The sequence below is a fragment of the Novisyntrophococcus fermenticellae genome, assembly GCF_018866245.1.
Classification (GTDB): Bacteria; Bacillota; Clostridia; order Lachnospirales; family Lachnospiraceae; genus Novisyntrophococcus; species Novisyntrophococcus fermenticellae.
Genome location: NZ_CP076458.1, coordinates 2,765,543 through 2,783,004, shown reverse-complemented (window position 1 = coordinate 2,783,004; position 17,462 = coordinate 2,765,543). Strand labels below are relative to the sequence as shown.

Annotated in this window: 21 protein-coding genes; 14 read left to right on the top strand and 7 right to left on the bottom strand. The window is 43.0% G+C overall.

All coding sequences use genetic code 11. The annotated features are described in order from the left end of the window. The first annotated feature begins 90 nt into the window (after positions 1 to 90). From KNL20_RS12820 to KNL20_RS12795, 6 genes are all read left to right on the top strand, one after another. Positions 91 to 903, top strand: coding sequence for a metallophosphoesterase family protein (locus tag KNL20_RS12820; RefSeq protein ID WP_230398126.1), 813 nt, complete (start codon positions 91 to 93; stop codon positions 901 to 903). A gap of 29 nt (positions 904 to 932) precedes the next feature. Further along, on the top strand, positions 933 to 2,285 hold the full coding sequence (locus KNL20_RS12815) for an ABC transporter substrate-binding protein (RefSeq protein WP_230398125.1): 1,353 nt from the start codon (positions 933 to 935) through the stop codon (positions 2,283 to 2,285). 89 nt (positions 2,286 to 2,374) lie between these two features. Further along, positions 2,375 to 3,328, top strand: coding sequence for a carbohydrate ABC transporter permease (locus KNL20_RS12810; RefSeq protein ID WP_230398124.1), 954 nt, complete (start codon positions 2,375 to 2,377; stop codon positions 3,326 to 3,328). 9 nt (positions 3,329 to 3,337) lie between these two features. Continuing rightward, a complete protein-coding gene (locus tag KNL20_RS12805) occupies positions 3,338 to 4,153 on the top strand; it encodes a carbohydrate ABC transporter permease (RefSeq protein WP_230398123.1) in 816 nt (271 codons plus the stop codon). Next, positions 4,154 to 4,915, top strand: a complete 762-nt coding sequence (locus tag KNL20_RS12800; protein WP_230398122.1) for a tyrosine-protein phosphatase — start codon at positions 4,154 to 4,156, stop codon at positions 4,913 to 4,915. It begins immediately after the preceding gene. Next, the gene (locus tag KNL20_RS12795; protein ID WP_230398121.1) at positions 4,916 to 5,950 is read left to right on the top strand and encodes an ABC transporter ATP-binding protein; all 1,035 of its coding nucleotides are present in this window, start codon (positions 4,916 to 4,918) and stop codon (positions 5,948 to 5,950) included. Between the two features lie 161 nt (positions 5,951 to 6,111). On the opposite strand, the gene KNL20_RS12790 is transcribed toward KNL20_RS12795, so the two are convergent. Next, positions 6,112 to 7,008 carry a helix-turn-helix domain-containing protein gene (locus KNL20_RS12790; protein ID WP_230398120.1) on the bottom strand — a complete coding sequence of 299 codons (897 nt, stop codon included), beginning with the start codon at positions 7,006 to 7,008 and terminating at the stop codon, positions 6,112 to 6,114. Positions 7,009 to 7,147: 139 nt separating this feature from the next. Between KNL20_RS12790 and KNL20_RS12785 the strand changes: the two genes are divergently transcribed. From KNL20_RS12785 to KNL20_RS12765, 5 genes are read left to right on the top strand one after another with little or no spacing between them, the layout of a single operon-like run. Further along, complete coding sequence (locus tag KNL20_RS12785) at positions 7,148 to 8,149, top strand: ABC transporter substrate-binding protein (RefSeq protein ID WP_230398119.1); 1,002 nt, start codon at positions 7,148 to 7,150, stop codon at positions 8,147 to 8,149. Then, positions 8,118 to 9,167: a FecCD family ABC transporter permease gene (locus KNL20_RS12780; RefSeq protein ID WP_230398118.1), complete on the top strand. Its 1,050-nt coding sequence runs from the start codon at positions 8,118 to 8,120 to the stop codon at positions 9,165 to 9,167. Before KNL20_RS12785 ends, KNL20_RS12780 begins: the two co-directional genes overlap by 32 nt. Continuing rightward, a complete protein-coding gene (locus KNL20_RS12775; protein WP_230398117.1) occupies positions 9,164 to 10,108 on the top strand; it encodes a FecCD family ABC transporter permease in 945 nt (314 codons plus the stop codon). The genes KNL20_RS12780 and KNL20_RS12775 overlap by 4 nt, the downstream gene beginning before the upstream one ends. Before the next feature lie 13 nt (positions 10,109 to 10,121). Next, positions 10,122 to 10,961 (top strand): ABC transporter ATP-binding protein, encoded by an 840-nt coding sequence (locus KNL20_RS12770; RefSeq protein WP_230398116.1) that lies wholly within the window; start codon positions 10,122 to 10,124, stop codon positions 10,959 to 10,961. Next, a complete protein-coding gene (locus tag KNL20_RS12765) occupies positions 10,961 to 11,326 on the top strand; it encodes an FMN-binding protein (protein ID WP_230398115.1) in 366 nt (121 codons plus the stop codon). The genes KNL20_RS12770 and KNL20_RS12765 overlap by 1 nt, the downstream gene beginning before the upstream one ends. A gap of 267 nt (positions 11,327 to 11,593) precedes the next feature. Here the strand turns inward: KNL20_RS12765 and KNL20_RS12760 are convergent, their stop codons facing one another. Continuing rightward, positions 11,594 to 13,072, bottom strand: coding sequence for a hypothetical protein (locus KNL20_RS12760; protein WP_230398114.1), 1,479 nt, complete (start codon positions 13,070 to 13,072; stop codon positions 11,594 to 11,596). Between the two features lie 210 nt (positions 13,073 to 13,282). On the opposite strand from KNL20_RS12760, the gene KNL20_RS12755 reads away from it, so the two are divergent. From KNL20_RS12755 to KNL20_RS12745, 3 genes are all read left to right on the top strand, one after another. Next, entirely contained in the window at positions 13,283 to 13,795 is a 513-nt protein-coding gene (locus KNL20_RS12755; protein ID WP_230398113.1) for a nitroreductase family protein, read from the top strand. Between the two features lie 93 nt (positions 13,796 to 13,888). Further along, a complete protein-coding gene (locus tag KNL20_RS12750) occupies positions 13,889 to 14,083 on the top strand; it encodes a hypothetical protein (protein ID WP_230398112.1) in 195 nt (64 codons plus the stop codon). 188 nt (positions 14,084 to 14,271) lie between these two features. Then, positions 14,272 to 14,709, top strand: coding sequence for a helix-turn-helix transcriptional regulator (locus KNL20_RS12745; protein ID WP_268966517.1), 438 nt, complete (start codon positions 14,272 to 14,274; stop codon positions 14,707 to 14,709). A 327-nt stretch (positions 14,710 to 15,036) separates the two neighbouring features. Here the strand turns inward: KNL20_RS12745 and KNL20_RS12740 are convergent, their stop codons facing one another. From KNL20_RS12740 to gloA2, 5 genes are all read right to left on the bottom strand, one after another. Further along, positions 15,037 to 15,435 (bottom strand): NifB/NifX family molybdenum-iron cluster-binding protein, encoded by a 399-nt coding sequence (locus KNL20_RS12740; protein WP_230398110.1) that lies wholly within the window; start codon positions 15,433 to 15,435, stop codon positions 15,037 to 15,039. A gap of 32 nt (positions 15,436 to 15,467) precedes the next feature. Beyond that, a complete protein-coding gene (locus tag KNL20_RS12735; RefSeq protein ID WP_230398109.1) occupies positions 15,468 to 15,815 on the bottom strand; it encodes a DUF134 domain-containing protein in 348 nt (115 codons plus the stop codon). An 85-nt stretch (positions 15,816 to 15,900) separates the two neighbouring features. After that, entirely contained in the window at positions 15,901 to 16,092 is a 192-nt protein-coding gene (locus KNL20_RS12730; protein WP_230398108.1) for a hypothetical protein, read from the bottom strand. Positions 16,093 to 16,331: 239 nt separating this feature from the next. Beyond that, positions 16,332 to 16,922: an HD domain-containing protein gene (locus KNL20_RS12725; protein ID WP_230398107.1), complete on the bottom strand. Its 591-nt coding sequence runs from the start codon at positions 16,920 to 16,922 to the stop codon at positions 16,332 to 16,334. A 35-nt stretch (positions 16,923 to 16,957) separates the two neighbouring features. After that, the gene (gloA2, locus tag KNL20_RS12720; protein WP_230398106.1) at positions 16,958 to 17,338 is read right to left on the bottom strand and encodes an SMU1112c/YaeR family gloxylase I-like metalloprotein; all 381 of its coding nucleotides are present in this window, start codon (positions 17,336 to 17,338) and stop codon (positions 16,958 to 16,960) included. Positions 17,339 to 17,462 lie beyond the last annotated feature (124 nt).

The following is a 17,462-nucleotide window of genomic DNA, read 5'->3' as shown; positions in this document are numbered from 1 at the left end:
ATTATGAGCCCATAAGTATTAGCTTTTACTTATGCTTCCAGTTAGCGGCAATCGTATAGGTTGTTAGTTTTATAATGAAGGAGAAATGCTATGAAAAACATCAGGTTTGCGCACTTATCAGATACGCATATTTTAAAAGACTATGACAATGTGAAGTTAAAGGAAATATTTACATCCAGTGTGGATCCAGTGGAATCTTTAAGAAACTGCCTGAGGGGGCTTCAGGAACAAAGCCTGGATTTTGTACTGATTACAGGTGATCTTGTACATGAAGGTGTATCAAGTGATTACGCTTTCTTAAAGGAATTGATTGAGAGTGAGTTAAAGAACACAAAAATTGTCTATGTGTTGGGCAATCATGACCATAAGCAAGCGTTCCGTACCGGAATGAAATTCGGTGAATCGGATGAAGCCTGCTTTTACACTACAGATGTGGACGGTCTTCGTATTATTGTGCTTGACTCAGCAGTGGAAGGCAATGAGGAAGGAAGCATGTCAAAGGAACAGGAGGACTGGCTTGCAGGCGTATTAAAGGATAAAAGTGAGAGAGGCAGTATTGTCGCATTCCACCATCCTGTAATCTGGTCGAATGAACAATTGGCCATGAAGGTGTCAGAGAGATTCTTATCCTTGCTGAAGAACAGTGATGTTATCGGTGTTTTCTGTGGGCACACGCATTACAACAGCCTGGACAGTGCAGATGGTATGACACAGTATACAGCAGATTCGACCGCCTTCGGTATTGCCTTTCATCCTTCGGGCATGGGCTTTACGAATAAGACAGGGTATGGTATTTACACCCTTGGGGATCGCAACATTTCCATGCATACTTCGGTCATCACACCTGAGACAAACGAATATACCAGCTTTACTTTCGCTGATATAATGGCTGCGGCAGAATAAACATGAACAGTGGAGAAATGAGGGAAATCATGAAAAAAATGAATAAAATAATAAGTACTATAATAATAGTGGCACTTTTCACTTCTTTAACAGCATGTGGAGCTAAACCGGATACTGCAGCGTCAGATGCAGCTACTTCGTCAGATCACACACAGCAGGAAGAGAAGGAAAGTCTTCTTGATCCGGCAAATCCCATTAAAGTAACTTTTTATTCCTACAGCCTTGGCTATCCCACTATGAAGTCCGGCATGGAACATCTGATCAATCAATTTAATGACTCTATCGGAAAAGAAAAGGGCGTTGTGGTAGAAGGGGTGGTAGACGACTATACAAAATGGAAGACAGATGTTCAGGCGGGAAATCAGGTGGATATTGTCCAGCATACCTTTAGTACTCTGGATAATTCTGCTCAATCGCTGGGATTTAAAGCATATGAAGACATATTCCCGGACGATGAGCTTAAGGAACAGTTTGCGGCATTTACGTCCAATGCACTATCCTTAGGACAGATTCAAGGCAAGACCTATGGACTTGCATTCACTTTTTCCACGCCCATCCTTTACATAAACAGCAAACTTTTTGAGGATGCAGGGTTAGATCCGACCAAACCTCCAAAGACCTGGGATGAAACTCTTGCAGCTGCAAAGACAATCAAGGAGGCCACCGGTAAGGATGGATTTGGATTGGCTCCTGATAACGGATGGACGACCGAAGGCATACTGTTTAGTAACGGCGCCAATGTATTAAATGATGATCAGACCAAAGCCGTGTTTACCAGCGATGAGGGCGTTGAAGCTTTGGAAATGTGGAAAGCCTTTTATACTGCAGGTGTGGCAGGATTAGGAACAGACAAGGATCTGATGCAGGAATTCAGTGCAGGAAACCTGGCTATGTATCTTCAGTCAACTTCCCTTTACAGTGGGTTTAAGGAGGCGGCAGAAGCTGGTGGCTGGACCTTATATGGAGGCGAGATGCCAGGCTTTGGGGACAAGCCTTCTGTTCCTGTGAACTCTGGAAGCTGCCTTGCAGTCCGCCCGGATTCAGACCAGAAGGCAGCGGCGATTTGGGAATTTATCAAGTTCGTGACAGGAAAAGAAGGGTATACCATTATCACTTCTGAAATCGGATACTTGCCTTTAAGAACCGACATCACGGATGATCCGGCATATTTAAAGGACTATATTGACCAGAATCCTATTCTTCGTACGAATTTAAACCAGCTTACCAGAATGAGGCCTGTTACCATCTGGCCGGGTGATGTGGCGACCGAAGCATCTGCCATCTTCATGGACGCAACGGTACAGTCCATAAGTACAGATGCAGATGTAAAAAAGGTCATGGCAAAAGCGCAGGATCAGATCAATGATCTGTTAGGAAGCTAAAGAAAACAATTGGATTACATAGTGTGGAACTGCTATTGCAATTTCCCGCTATTTATGACAGGTTCACCTGAAAACGAAGGGAGATAATCGTGGATCCTATTATAGCAAATGACTTAATGACATACGGAAAGACTGTTAAAAAGGATAGAAAAACCCAGTGGTTTCAATATGTCAAACCATACCTCTTCCTGCTTCCAGCAATAGCGATTATTATTTTCTGGGTGTACAAGCCATTGCTCCAGACATTGCAGTACAGCCTGTATAAGTGGAGCATGGTACCCGGAACACAGCCGGAATATGTGGGACTGGCCAACTTTACAAAGCTATTTAAGAATAAGGATTTTATTCCGGCTCTTAAAAATACGGTGATTTATATTGCAGGAATGCTGCCATTTTCTGTTGTCCTGCCGCTATTCATTGCGGCAGCGACACACGATCTTGCCGGGAAGGCTAAAAATTTATATCGTGCATTGATTTTTGTTCCGATGATTATGCCTCCGGTTGCTGTCGCTATTATTTTTCAATGGCTTCTGCATCCGAGTAACGGACTGGTTAATCACCTGCTGCTGACCTGGGGGATTACTTCTGACAATATCGCTTTTTTTGCCAACGAAGCTTTTGCGAAGACGATGATCATCCTGATTTCCGGTTGGAAAATGATAGGATTTTCTACTCTGATGTTTTCCTCAGCACTCAGCAATATAGATTTTCAGTATTATGAGGCGGCGAAACTTGATGGTGCGGGAAGTATCCGGAGATTTTTTGACATGACTTTGGTATTGCTGTCACCTACGGTGATGCTTATGTTAATGATCAGCGTATTATTCGCAGGCCAGTGGTCCTTTGCATATATTGATCTGCTGACCACAGGGGGTCCTTTCGGAAGTTCCACCAATATATTTTATTTGATGTATAAGTTTGCTTTTAATGATCTGAATGTCGGGCTATGTGCAGCTACTGCAACTTTGTTCTTTATTGTATTCGGCATTATCGCACTGCTCATGCAATTCTTATCTAAGAAATTTGCTTTTTATGATAACTAGGAGGTGTTTATGATTAAAAAGAGAGTATTTACCGGACTAAAGCACCTTTTACTAATGCTCTTGTCCTTTATTGCAGTATTCCCCATCTACTGGATGATAATATCCTCATTAAAGGGCGACCCTGAGATTTTTAATTATCTGCCGTTTTCAAAAGACCTGAAGTTTGAGAATTATCAATATGCATTCCAGGCGATGCCAATTGGCAAAATGCTTGTAAATTCATTTGTAAACAGTGCTGTTCAAACAGTATTTCAGTTGATTGTGGCAGTACTTGCCGCCTATGGACTTGTCCGTTGGGATTTTCCCGGTAAGACGATATTGTACAGCTTGTTTACCCTGACCTGGCTGGTTCCGTTTCAGGCGATTATGATCCCAAACTATGTGCAGATAAATGAATGGGGATTAAATGGAACTGTTACTGCGATTATTCTTCCCTATATGGCGTCCTCCTTTGCGTGCATATCTATGTATCAGGCATTTGCCTCTTTTCCAAAGGCACTTATTGATGCAGGACGGATGGATGGGAGCGGTGAGCTTCAGGTGCTCAAAAACATTGTTCTTCCAAGCATGGGGGCTTCTGTTGCATCTCTGGGAATCATATTGTTTATAAATTCGTGGAATGATTATATGTGGCCTATGCTGATAACTAAGAAGCTGGAACAGGCACCGATTCAGATCGGACTTAAATCCTTTGTAGGTGCCGATGTAAATATGTGGGGCTCCATGATGGCGGCAACCACAGTATCCTGCCTGCCGATTCTTATTATTTATCTTGTGTTGCAGCGCAACATTGTTGATTCTTTTATGAAATGGGGTATTAAATAAATGGAAACAATTCAGGAAGTATCAAGGCCATTAAACTTATCACATGCTTATAATGTGAGAGACCTTGGCGGCTATATTAATAAAAATAATTGTGAACTGATGAAAGGACGTATTCTTCGTTCGGACAGTCTTCATGCATTAGACGATGAGGATGTGAAAAAGCTTTTAAGCTATGGGGAGGGAGTAAACTACGTTATTGATTTAAGAAGCCCCTATGAGATCCAAAAAGAGCCGAGTGTTTTTGCTTTAAACAATGAAGCCATGTATCACTCCATTCCGCTATATGATAATGTTCAATCGAACGAAATACAAAGGGATTTTCCTGAATCTATGTGTTCGATATATATCAGAATATTAGAGGGTAGCCGTAAGCAGATTGCACAGGTTCTCAGAATGATCAGTAAAAATACCTGTGGCTGTACCTTGTTTAACTGTACTGCGGGTAAGGATAGAACCGGTGTCATAGCAATGCTGATCCTGAGTCTGGCGGATGTAGATGAAAGGGTCATCGTCAGTGATTATGAAACAAGTGCAAAAAACATGGAGCCGGTGTTCCATATTATGAAAGAGCAGATGAAAAAGAAGGGATATTTTATGCCGGAACATCTTCTGAAGTCGGATTCTGCAGAGATGGAAGAAACTCTTGATTATCTTGACGAGAAATATGGCGGTGCATCAGGGTATCTTGCCACGCTGGATATTAAAAAAGCGGAATTAGATTCCTTAAAGAGACTGCTTACTAACATGAATGGAGATGAGTAGATGGGAAATGTTACTATAGAGAATATTATCAAGGATTTCAAAGATATAAAAGTATTAAAGGACATATCAATTCATATCCCTGACGGCTCATTTACTGTACTATTAGGTCCATCCGGATGTGGAAAGTCAACCCTGCTCCGTATAGTAGCGGGGTTGGAAAAACCTGATTCCGGTGATATATATATCGGTGATGAGAATGTAACGAAGGAAGAGCCTAAGGACAGAGGGGTTGCCATGGTATTTCAGAACTATGCGCTATATCCACATATGACTGCCGCTGAGAATATCGAATACGGACTTAAAGTGAAAAAGATACCAAAGCCTGAGCGGAAACGGATGGTGGAGGAAGCTCTTGAGATGGTGGATCTGGCTGACCAGTCGGCGAAAAGACCGGCTCATATGTCAGGAGGCCAGAGACAGAGAGTGGCACTTGCAAGAGCGATCGTTAAAAAGCCGGAGGTATTTCTAATGGATGAACCATTGTCAAACTTGGATGCAAAACTCAGAAACCAGATGAGAGAAAAAATATCAATGCTTCATAAGTCACTTAAGACGACGTTTATTTATGTCACTCATGATCAGGTGGAAGCAATGTCTATGGGGAACAATATCATTATATTACACAACGGTGTTATAAGTCAGCAGGGTACACCGAAAGGTATTTATACTAACCCTGATAATATCTTTGTCGCAGGTTTTATTGGCTCACCTCCGTCAAATGTAATCCAGTATAAGAATAAATACATTGCCGTCAAACCAGAGGAGATTATTCTGACAGAGGATGAAAAGAAAGGAATATGCCTGAAGGCAGATATCTTGTCCATGGAACAGTTGGGCAGCGATACTATTTATAGTATGAATACGAAAATTGGCAACCTAAAGGTGAAAGCGTCCTGCACATGGATGGAGAATGGAGAGAGTACAAAGATATGTATTCCCTACCAGAAGATATTGTATTTTGGTAAAGATGGAAACCGGACAGAGTCTACTCTGGAATGTCAAAAGGAACTCGCAGAGTACTGCAAGGAGGAATAATGTTTTATGGTATATCACATAGAGATTTTTAAACAGCGGAGAAGTGACAGAACTGACAGAAACGAAGAATATCGGATCGGTAAAAGATCCCTATGCCATGAAACTTTTAAATTCAGTGATTGACTTTATAGAGGAAGATACTCACGAAGTAGAATCTGAAATTATTTTCGCACCAGCTGACTTGGATAAATCCCGAATTTGCTGAAAAATGACTGAGAAAAGTGTCCGGTATTTGTATATCCTACTGAAAAAGCCGCCTGGCTCACATTCAAATGTTGGTCCTCAATTAAAGAAAATGCTTTTTCCAGACGCTGGTTCCGGATAAATTCATAAACAGTCTGATTATAATAGTACTTGAAGGCCCGTTTCAATTTACAGTCATTCATATGGATCAGCCGGGATAGCTCCAGCAGGGACGGAGGATTTTCCAAACGGCTTAATAGTATTTCATGGGCCAGAATCAGGCTGTCCATATCAGACCTGGACAGAGAAACTTCCGCCTGTTCTGCATTGCTTTTGCCAAACAGGCGCTCCAGGTTCAATGACATCAATTCAAGAATCTGACTTTCCAGAAAGAGAAGGTTCATCTCCTTTGTCTCATGATTAAAAAAGTCATCCAGCTTATATAAAATACTTTCTTCCCTTGGGCTTGTCTTAAAATTACAGTTATAGTAGGTTCCATGCTGAAATGATTGAAAGGCCGTACCGCCGCCGCCTGCGGCCCGGCAGAAATCATTGAAGACTGAGGGGCTTATCCATATAGAATATAGGCGTATGTCTATGCCGATGTCATATTTCGAATGCCCGCAGGCCTGATCTAAGAAGCCAAGAGAAGCGTATCCAGGTTTCAGCTCCACAGTTCTGTGGCCGACTTCCCCATATAAGGCATCACGCCTGCTATAAGACAATTCAAATATGGAAGAGGTTGTTCCGGTTTTTCTCTCTAAATTGCTTTCCGGAATACCGGAGGACATCATAATATGTACACCCGGGCGCAGGGTGATGCTTTTCCTGGGAAAAATCTCTGATGTTTCAAATGTTAATGGTAAATAAGACATTGTTCTGAACCTCAAATTGTTCCGCAGGGGGACTGAAAAAGTCCGCCTGGGGGAAGAAAAAATCAAACGTATGTTATATTCTATTATAGTTAGCAATGCCTAACTAGTCAATATAAATTTATTATCGAGGAGGAAAAAGGTGAAAAAGAGAGCACTGCTTCTGATTTGTGTGTTGGCGGCCTTAATGACTGCCTGCCAGAATGGGTCAAAGGATCCGCAGACAGATAAAGAATTAACTGAAACGACAGAAGAACAAAAGGAAAGGGAAGATACCATATCCATAAAGGACATGAAAGGAACCGTTGAAATACCGTCCGATCCCCGACGCATTGTAGATGTATCCGGTTCGGCAGACGAGCTGATTGCCATGGGGATTCCATTTGTGGGCTCAGCTAATACCAGCATGTTTGACGGGACAACTGTGCCTGACTATCTTCAGGAGTACTTTACGGAAAATAATGTGGAGATAGTGGGAAACTATTCAGGCTCTGTCGGAGATCTGGATCTTGAGAAAATTGCAGAGCTGAAGCCGGATCTGATTCTTATGAATATCCGCCATGACAAGGTGTACGATCAGCTTAAGGAAATTGCTCCAACGGCCATGATTGATGATAACATTAATTATGTGAACTGGAAAGGACGTTTCCAGCAGCTTGGAGAGTGGTTTGACAAGGAGGATGTAGTCCATCAATGGCTGGAGGATTACGATGTAAAGGCTTCTGAACTCTCCGAAAAGGTGAAGGCGGTTGCAGGAGATGAGACTTTTGCTGTATTGGAGGCGAATTCCGTACACTTTGGTTCTTATTATGTTTACCGCACGGGAGGTCCGGGAGAGCTCGTATATGATGAACTGAAACTCACACCATCATCTGGAGTGCCTGAGGATGTCTGGGGTGAAGTAGTAGATGCGGAGTACTTTTCAAAAATCGATGCAGATCATATTTTCTTCTTTAGCGATGACGGGAATGTAGGAGACACAGGGGACAGCCCTACCTGGCAGAATTTGAATGCTGTACAGAACGGAAACGTATACTACGGAAAAAATGATGTTCAGTACAATATGGCTTATACGCCGGGCGGTAAACTGATTTATATGGAGAAACTGGCAGATGCAATCATTAATCACGCAAATGTGGAGTAGAAAACAGGACAGGACCCGGCGGGGAAAGAAGAAGGCATATGTGTGTTTCATCATATGTCTGGCATTTATTTTGCTCCTGTCCCTTTTGTTTTCAATCAGCATCGGTGTCGCCGGAGGAAACCTCAAAATATTGCTCCATACTCTGACTTCTGTGGATCGTTCTTCTGAGATGGGGAGAATCATGTTGGAAATGCGGATGCCCAGGGCTCTGGCCGCCTGTTTTACAGGGGCGGCTTTTGCTCTTTCCGGAGCAGTTATGCAGGGAACTGCCAGAAATCCCCTGGCTGACGCAGGGCTCCTGGGAATCAATGCAGGGGCAGGATTTCTGGTGGCCCTCTCGGCGGTTGCCTTCCCATCCATTTCGTCTATGGGAACTATGCTTCTCGCATTTATCGGGGCAGCCGGGGCTGCTATCATGGTATATGGCATAGGGATGGGAAATCATAAGGTGAGCTCCATACGTCTCATCCTGGCAGGCTCTGCCGTTTCCGCTCTTTTGACGGCTCTCAGCCAGGGCATATCCCTTACCTTTGGGTTATCCAAAAAATTGTCTTTCTGGACTGCCGGAAGCCTCTCCGGAATTACCTGGAACCAGCTTGTCATAGTTATTCCATGGATTATGGGAGCCGGAATTACAAGTCTTTTCCTGGGAGAAAGAATGTCCATGCTGGCACTGGGGGAGGCAAGCGCCGCCGGGCTTGGGATAAATGTTATTTCAGTGAAGCTGCTGGGTATCGGCACTGTTTTGATCATGGCGGGAGCCAGTGTATCTCTGGTAGGGGGAATTTCTTTTTTGGGCCTCATTGTGCCCCATTCCGCACGGCGGATTGTAGGAGCAGATTACCGCAGAGTGCTTCCGGCATCGGCACTTATGGGGGCTATATTGCTGGTACTCGCCGATGTTGCTGCCAGAATGATCTACGCACCCTTCGATACCCCTGTAGGTGCATTGGTATCGGCAATCGGGGTTCCTGTTTTCCTGGGACTCACGTGGCAAAGAAAAGGAGCTGTTTTATGACAAGGAAAAGACAAGCTTTAGTTTTAGCTGCTCTTCTGACCGCGATCCTTGCAGCTGTGTTTTTATCTTTTAATCTGGGATATTCCAGCTTATCCATTGTCCGTATGCAGATCCGTCTGCCCAGAATTATTCTTGCGCTTCTTTGCGGCATGGGGCTGGCTCTTTCCGGATGTACACTTCAGGCTGTCACTGAAAATCCACTGGCAGATCCGGGAATTCTCGGCATTAACGCCGGAGCGGGTTTTATGGTAATGCTTTTCCTTATCCTATTTCCTTCCCTGCATGTAAAAACTATGTTGTATCAGCCGCTGTTTGCTATGGCAGGAGGCCTTCTGGCCGCATTTCTGTTATACCGGTTTTCAAAAAGAAACGGGAAAATAAGGCCTGCTTATTTATTGCTGGGAGGAATCGGCGTATCGGCAGGCTTTTCTTCCCTGATGCTTATTATGTCATCAAATATGCAAAACAGCAGCTATCAGCTGGTGACCCGGTGGCTTTCCGGGAATATATGGGGAACAAGCTGGCATCAGGTTAAGTCTCTGATACCATATTTACGTGTAATGGTTCCTCTGTTGTTCTCAAGGGCAAATGTTTTAGACTTGCTTTTTCTTGGGGAAGATGCAGCCGGAGCGCTGGGAGTTTCGATAGAAAGAGAGAGAAAACTTCTTTTATTGTCGGCGGTAGGTCTGGCGGCGAGCTGTGTGTCCGTCAGCGGAGGGATTGGCTTTATCGGACTGGTAGCTCCTCATATAGCCAGGCAATTTGCAGGTGCCAGGCACCGGGTACTTCTTTTGGCGTCTATGCTGACAGGAGGACTTTTACTTTTGCTGGCGGATACATTGGGGCGGTGCCTGATTCCCTCCGTTGAAATACCCGTGGGGATTGTTATTTCTGTTCTGGCAGCGCCGTATTTTTTGTACTTACTTGGAAAGCAGATGTAAGGATGTAATGTGGATGCATGATTGTATAACGGCGCAGAAATTATCTGCAGGATATAATAATACGCCTGTTTTTCGTGATTTTGATATTAAAATCCCGGAGGGGCAAATTACGACATTGATAGGTGCCAATGGTTCCGGAAAATCCACGATTTTGAAGGCTATGTCCAGGCTGCTTTCGCCAAGCGGCGGAGAGGTATATCTGGAAGGAAAAAATATCCAAAAAATGTCGGCAAAACAGGTAGCGCAAAGACTGGCACTACTCCCCCAGGAAACCCAGACTCCTTCGGGAATCACAGTCAGAGATCTGGCGGAATATGGACGTTTTCCACATCGGTCAGGGCTGTCAGGTCTTACGGTAAAGGACGAAGAAATCGTTCAATGGGCATTGGACTGTACCAATATGAGAGAGCTGGCGGGGAAAAATGTGGAGCAATTATCAGGAGGACAGAAACAGAGAGCTTTTATTGCCATGGCTTTGGCTCAAAAGACAGGAATCCTTTTTTTGGATGAACCAACAACCTATCTCGATATCTCACATCAGCTGGAGATACTGCAGCTTTTGAGAGAACTTAATATACAGCAGGGCATAACTGTTGTTATGGTTTTACATGATTTGAATCATGCCATTATGTTTTCAGATTATCTCGTAACAATAAAGGACGGGAAGAAATACAGTTTTGGTATGCCGGAAGAAATCATTACATCGAAGATGCTTCAGGAGGTCTTTGAGGTAGAAGCGGAAGTCATACAACATCCAAAGCTGAATGTACCTGTATTTTTACCTTATGGGGTACATGGACAGACGTTTGACGGTGAGAGGATAAAGAAAAAGGGAAGAGAGGAGATTTCATAATGAAGAGCGTGATTACAGTAAGAAAAAGAATAAATTTAGTTGTGGCTGGTCTGTGTATGGCGGCAATATTTGCCGGATGCAGTAATTCCTCCGGGATTTATAAACCAGGAACTTATACTGCTTCCGGGGCGGGGTATGCAGGAGATGTGGTGGTGGAAGTGGAATTTGACAAGGATTCGATTCTATCTGTAATTGTAACAGATGAAAATGAAACGGAAGAAATTGGCGGAAGAGTAATTGATGAACTGCAGAAAAAGGTTGTAGAAGAGCAGACATTTGAAGTGGATGCAGTCAGTTCAGCGACCATTACCAGCGAGGCGATAAAAGAGGCGGTTAAAAGCTGTATGGAGCAGGCAAAAAGATGACGCTAAGCATTAGCTGCTATTTTTTAAACCATTATTATTATTTTGTGCCTTGCGAAACTTTTATCTTCATTTTATAATGGTGGTAAAGAAAAAAATCAGGATGTTAAGGCAAAACATAAAATGATCTCTCGGAATTCTGATTGATCATGCCAGCACTGCTGGCAACAGGACATTGAAAAGTAAATATTATCCATGAAATAAAAAAAGAGTATGAGAAATAGACATAACTGTCGCTATGCCTAAAAAATTTGTTATAATAAAAACGGATTATGCTGCTTGTAGAATCAACTTTCGCAGGGCGGATTCAAAAGGCATATCCCAGGCATCCAGATGTTGTAACATCAGGATGTGATAGAGGCGGCAGTACCACATCTTAGTTGAGCGGTGTCTGCCGTCTTCTAATTTAAAGTCTAATTTCTCACGTTTATTCGAACGTTCTGCAGAAGTTCTTGCATGATACTCAAGTTTCCATTCATCAGAGTCACGAGGTGGAATATTAAACAGTCTTGGATTATCCTTCATTGCCACATGTACGGTTCTTCCATATTTAGAATCAGAGCAGGGGTGTTCACAGGAACAGCTATATTTTCTGCTGGCTAAAGGGCATCTGAATTTCACACGATATTTTGAAGGCTCAGAGCCATCATGGTTCATACGTCTGCCTTCTCTGCATACAGGAACCCCATCTTTGCCAATGGTGAAGTCGTCCTTGTAAGGCAGCTTCACGCCACCTTTACCATTCAAATCAATAAAAGGTGTGATATGTGCCCGTCTGAAATACTCATAGTAAGGCATTGCATCGTGTGCAGAATCCAGAAGCATCTTTGTGATAGTAAAGTCAGGAAGAAAACTCTTCATTCTGAAGAAGTTAAGCAAAAATCCGTGTGAATCATGCTTTGAAGCTGGATTAAGCAATGGAAAAACTGGCAGATCGCTTTCTGAAGCGACGAGCATGTAAAGGTCATAGCCGTGGTAAGAACAATCTCTGGATGAGTCCCAACCGATATCGCAATCAGGCTGAGAAAAATATCTGTCACATTTGCAGTCAGTAATGCCTTTAGAAGCACAGCTGCAGACACGATGTTTACGCTCTCTGTGAGATGTTACGACAGGAGTTCCGTCGCCAGCCAGGGCAAGTGATTGGGTATCGATAAGCCCTTTGGAAACAGACTGATATAGGATTTCTTTTTGATAAAGGAGGAAAAGAGAACCATATGGTTGATCCTTGATGTCAAAGGCAGTGTTCTCTAATTGTGGAAGTAGTTGTTCCACTTTGACCTTTTCAACAGAATCAGCTTTGGTACCTTTTGTCTTAGGTTTCTTTACCTTCGCCTTGAGAGGATGTATATGCGGAGAAAGATGATTATCATCGGAATCCCATAAGCGATTTAGGAAATCATAAAAGGTGCCAACACCAGGAGTGTCACCGAATTCAAAGCCGCTTAAGATGGCATAGAGAGGGTTGATTTTAAGTTGAGCAGCCCAATCAGTCAGCGAAGATACTTTGAAATCAATCGACAACAGATAGGAACGCTGCATGCAGGAAGGGGTTCTTGGTTTGGGTCCAAAAACGGAGTATTTATCTCTCATGAATTCATCCGTGAAGGAAAGGTCAAGGTTCCAAAACCGATCAATGATATCCCAGGTAGAACGAGCAATAGAATCAGGATTAGGATAGTATTTACGAAGATTTTCAAGAACAAAGTCTTGATAGGCGGAATGACCGCCAGAGTTAACAGGTAACAAAAAATCGCCTCCAATCGAAAAATGTGTGCCGCCCGCAAGCGAACGGTACTTATTGATCAATAGGCGCGAAGCGCCGCATTTTTCGAGTAAACTGTCAAGTGTTTTTTGACAAAAAAGTGGGGGATTTTAATAAAAAAGGGATCTGAAAGCCTTGAATTTACTGGCTTAGAGATTCCGAGAGATTATTAAAATAGATGGAGGGAAAATAAAATGGAATTTTTTGAAGTAATTAAGAATCGTTATGCTTGTAAAAAATTTGATCAGCGTCCGATTGCTAAGGAACAACTGGAGGCAATCCTTGAAGCGGGAAGGCTGGCACCAACAGCAAAAAATCTCCAGGAGCAGCGCATCTATGTTGTTCAGTCGCAGGATGGACTTACGAAAATTGACAAGGTGACTCCCTGCAGATATGGAGCCCCTATTGTTATCGTTGTGGCATTTGATAAGAACAATGTATTTACTTATCCCGGTGAAAAACGTGATTCTGGAATTGAGGATGCAACCATTGTTGCAACCCATATGATGTTGGCTGCAAAGGCAGCAGGAGTTGAGAGCTGCTGGGTTAATTTCTTTGATCCGGAAGTAACTGCGAAAGAATTGGGACTTCCTGATAATGAGGAGGTGCTTATGATTCTTGACATCGGTTATGCAGCGGAAGGAACAGGAGCGCTTGCCACGCATACACAGCGTAAAAAAACTTCGGAAACAGTCACATATATGTAAGAAACAGAAAAATTAAAATACGTAAAGTGTTAGCAGCATAAGGAAAAAAGAATCAGATAAATTGTGTAAAGGATAAAATCCATATGATGTGAATTGAAAGAAACTTTCCTAATCGTTGCGTTTACGATGAAAGCTGCGCATGATAAAGCGGGTGGTGAAAAGGATATTGCGGTATATCTGATAGCAAATGAAAATGCCATTCCATTCTATGAAAAGCTTGGCATGAAAAAAGCAAATGATGTAATGCAATATAACCATATTGTATGGACTGGATTTACAGTGCAGTAGAATCCCGCAATTTCCAGTTCGTCAGAGATTGGATGGAGTGAGAAAACGAGACCTTATTGAAGAGATCAAGGAAGGGCAGATTGAGGATTTTATGCCATTGCCGAAAATGACAAAGCCTCGCCGCAGCCCGCTACGGCTATATTTTGCCATCACGGATTTCATGAAATCATCCTCCAGATATAGCCGGTTTGTCCCCATACTATTACCAAAGGCTGTTTAAGCGGCTCGTGGGAAAATCGGTGTCCCAGTATATACGGTTGCGAAGGTTGGCACAATCCGCACAGGCTCTTAAAAATGCGAAGCGGATTATAGATATTGCTACAGAATATGGCTTTTGTGGACATGCCAATTTTACCAGGGCATTTAAGGAAACGTTTGGTATTACCCCGGACGAATACCGTGTAAAGTTGATTCCGCTTAACCAGATGAACAAGCCTGACCTACAGCTTCGTTATGTACAGATAGATGAAGATATTCCCCTTATCGCCGATGGTATTGTGATTGAGATTACTCGGAAGCGCATAGAGAAGCAGGAGCTGTATTATGGCTTGACCACAAAGGTTTCCATATCTGAACAAATACCAGTAGGAGAAGCAACAGGTATTGATACACCTTTTCTTTTATGAGAGCGTTTTCATGCTATTTAACCTACAATAAATGGGCTTGTACCTGATGGTGTTGAGATTGGCATTTCCATGGCCACTGAAGCTGAGTTTTTAATTCCACTTTGCGATAAGTAAACAATAACATATTGCGTGATATAAAGGATTTGATTGCGCTGAGGAATTTCTCTCGGAATTGATTACCGAAAAGTTTGTACTGGAGGTCGAGGGATTCTGTAGTCAATCATTTTTGAAATTATCTGGAATAAAACAGCAGTACCTATCATTCCCTGAGCGGAAGAGCAGGTGCTGCTGTTTTTAATAAACGAAGGCGAAAATTATATTTTCCGATTATACGTGACAGTGGTGTTCACCGTGGCCGCTGCAGCTATGCCCTTCTTCGTGATGATGTTCACCGTGGTGGCTGCACGCCACATCAGGATTGTACTTCAAACTGCCGGCCAGTAAGCCATGAACGGCCTGATCTGCATCTCCGGAAACGCCGCCGTATAACTTAATGCCGGCTTCAGCCAAGGCACGTTTCGCACCGTCACCAATCCCGCCGCAAATCAGGGTGGTAACCCTGTTTTCCTTCAACATGCCGGCCAATGCACCATGTCCGCTGCCATTTGTATCTAACATGGAAGTCAGATGAATCTTATCGTCCTCAATGTCATAGACCTTAAACTGTTCCGTGTGGCCAAAGTGCTGAAATATCTTTCCGTCCTCATATGTTACTGCGATTCTCATGCTTTTTCCTCCATTTGCAAAAAGTTCAATCCTTACGTTTCGCTTTGTGAATCTTTCCATCTACAGCAGCCTTTGCCACAGGATGGAGTATGGTGCTCGCAAATGTGCACATCGCCGCCGCCAATTTGTAGAGGACGTCCCTCAACAATACACTGAGCCAGTGCTTTTCTGGCGCTGGCATAAATCGCCTGAACCGTGGTCCGGGCAACCTCCATCTGTTCCGCACACTGTTCCTGGGTTAATCCTTCCAAGTCAATCAGGCGAATAACCTCATATTCGTCAAGGGTCATTGAGACTGCCTGTCCATCCCTTCCGCATGGCTTGAAGCTGGTGCATCGTGGATGTGAACATACACGCCGATGCTTCCGGGGTCTTGCCATTTTATCACCTCATTTCCCCCAACTTCATTATTGGCATATGTCAATATTATTATACGACTTTAGTGACATATGTCAATAACAAAATTTATTGTTTTCTATATCGTGTTACGGCCGTACGATCATCTACCAAATGATTTTTGATATCTTCCAGCTCAGTTGCCACATTTGTGACGGCTTCCTGATGCTGGGCCTCATCTGTAAAGTTCTGCGTATCATTTTCAATTTTCTCCTGTAACTGTTTCGCCCAGTTGACAAAGCTTTTCTTGCGATATTCCACGAAAAATGCAATGGAACACAAAAGTGTACTAAAAAGGAGTGGAAGAGGAGAAATTAATATGAAGAATAGAATGAAAATGTATGTCACCCCAGAGGTGCTGTCGCACTAGCTGATTAAAATCAGCAGTGCGCAGCCCCTTCTTGATTTTTTTTTGTATTGACAACAAAACATATTCGGACACTTGTATGATAAATGTAAATTCGATTGAAGGACAGATTGGAAAATAAAGAAGTAAGTAACTATGAGTGATACTTTTCCATCTCCCTGCCTATACTTTCTTCACAGGAACGCATGGCCAGTATGGTTTTTTCAAAGAGATCATTTAACTCCCATCCAAGATTTTCCGCCCCCTGCCGGATGATATCTCTGGAACATCCTGCTGCAAACTTTTTGTCCTTAAACTTCTTTTTTACGCTGGAAGCTTCCATATCCATTACGCTTTTTGAAGGCCGCATCAAAGCTGCAGCACCGATCAGGCCGGTCAGTTCATCTGCTGCAAATAAGACCTTCTCCATCTCGTGCTCCGGTTCTACGTCGCTGCAAATGCCGAAACCGTGAGAACAAACAGAGTGAATCATGTCCTCGCCCACATGGCCTTCTCTCAAAAGCGCAGGCGCCTTTTTGCAGTGCTCTTCGGGGTAAAGTTCAAAATCAATATCATGCAGTAAACCGGTGATCGCCCAGTATTCAGCTTCCTCCTGGTATCCCAGTTCATTGGCATACCAGCGCATAACACCCTCTACTGTAAGGGCATGTTGAATATGGAATGGTTCCTTATTATACTTTTTAAGTAACGTAAATGCTTCTTCTCTTGTGATTTTATTCTCCATAATTATAATACGCCTTTCTCTTTTTTATCTGTTACTTATTCATGCAGCTCCAATGGAAGCCCATCCGGATCTTTAAAAAAAGTCATCTTTTTACCTGTAAACTCGTCCACCCTTACAGGCTCTGTCTCGATTCCTTTTCGGTTTAGCTCTTTTATTACTGCATCCATATCCTCCACAAAAAAGGCAAGATGTCTCAGGCCATATGCTTCAGGGTAACTTGCCCGTTTTGGATTATTTTTACCGGAGAATAGTTCCAGTTCACATCCGTCCAGCGCAAGATCCAATTTATAATCCCCCCTGTCCGCCCGAAAGTTTTCCCGGATTACTTTAAATCCGAGAAGCTCTGTATAAAATTTTTTTGACACTTCATAGTCTGATACGATAATTGCAATATGGTGTATTTTTTCCAAGTTCATACGGGGTTTCCTTCCCTACACTACAATATTTTCTGTTAGTCATGGTTCCTCTTTTACAGCACCGGCTATTATATCTGCATAGCTGTTTTTCCATCACGGTTCTCACGAAATCATCCTCATCGAA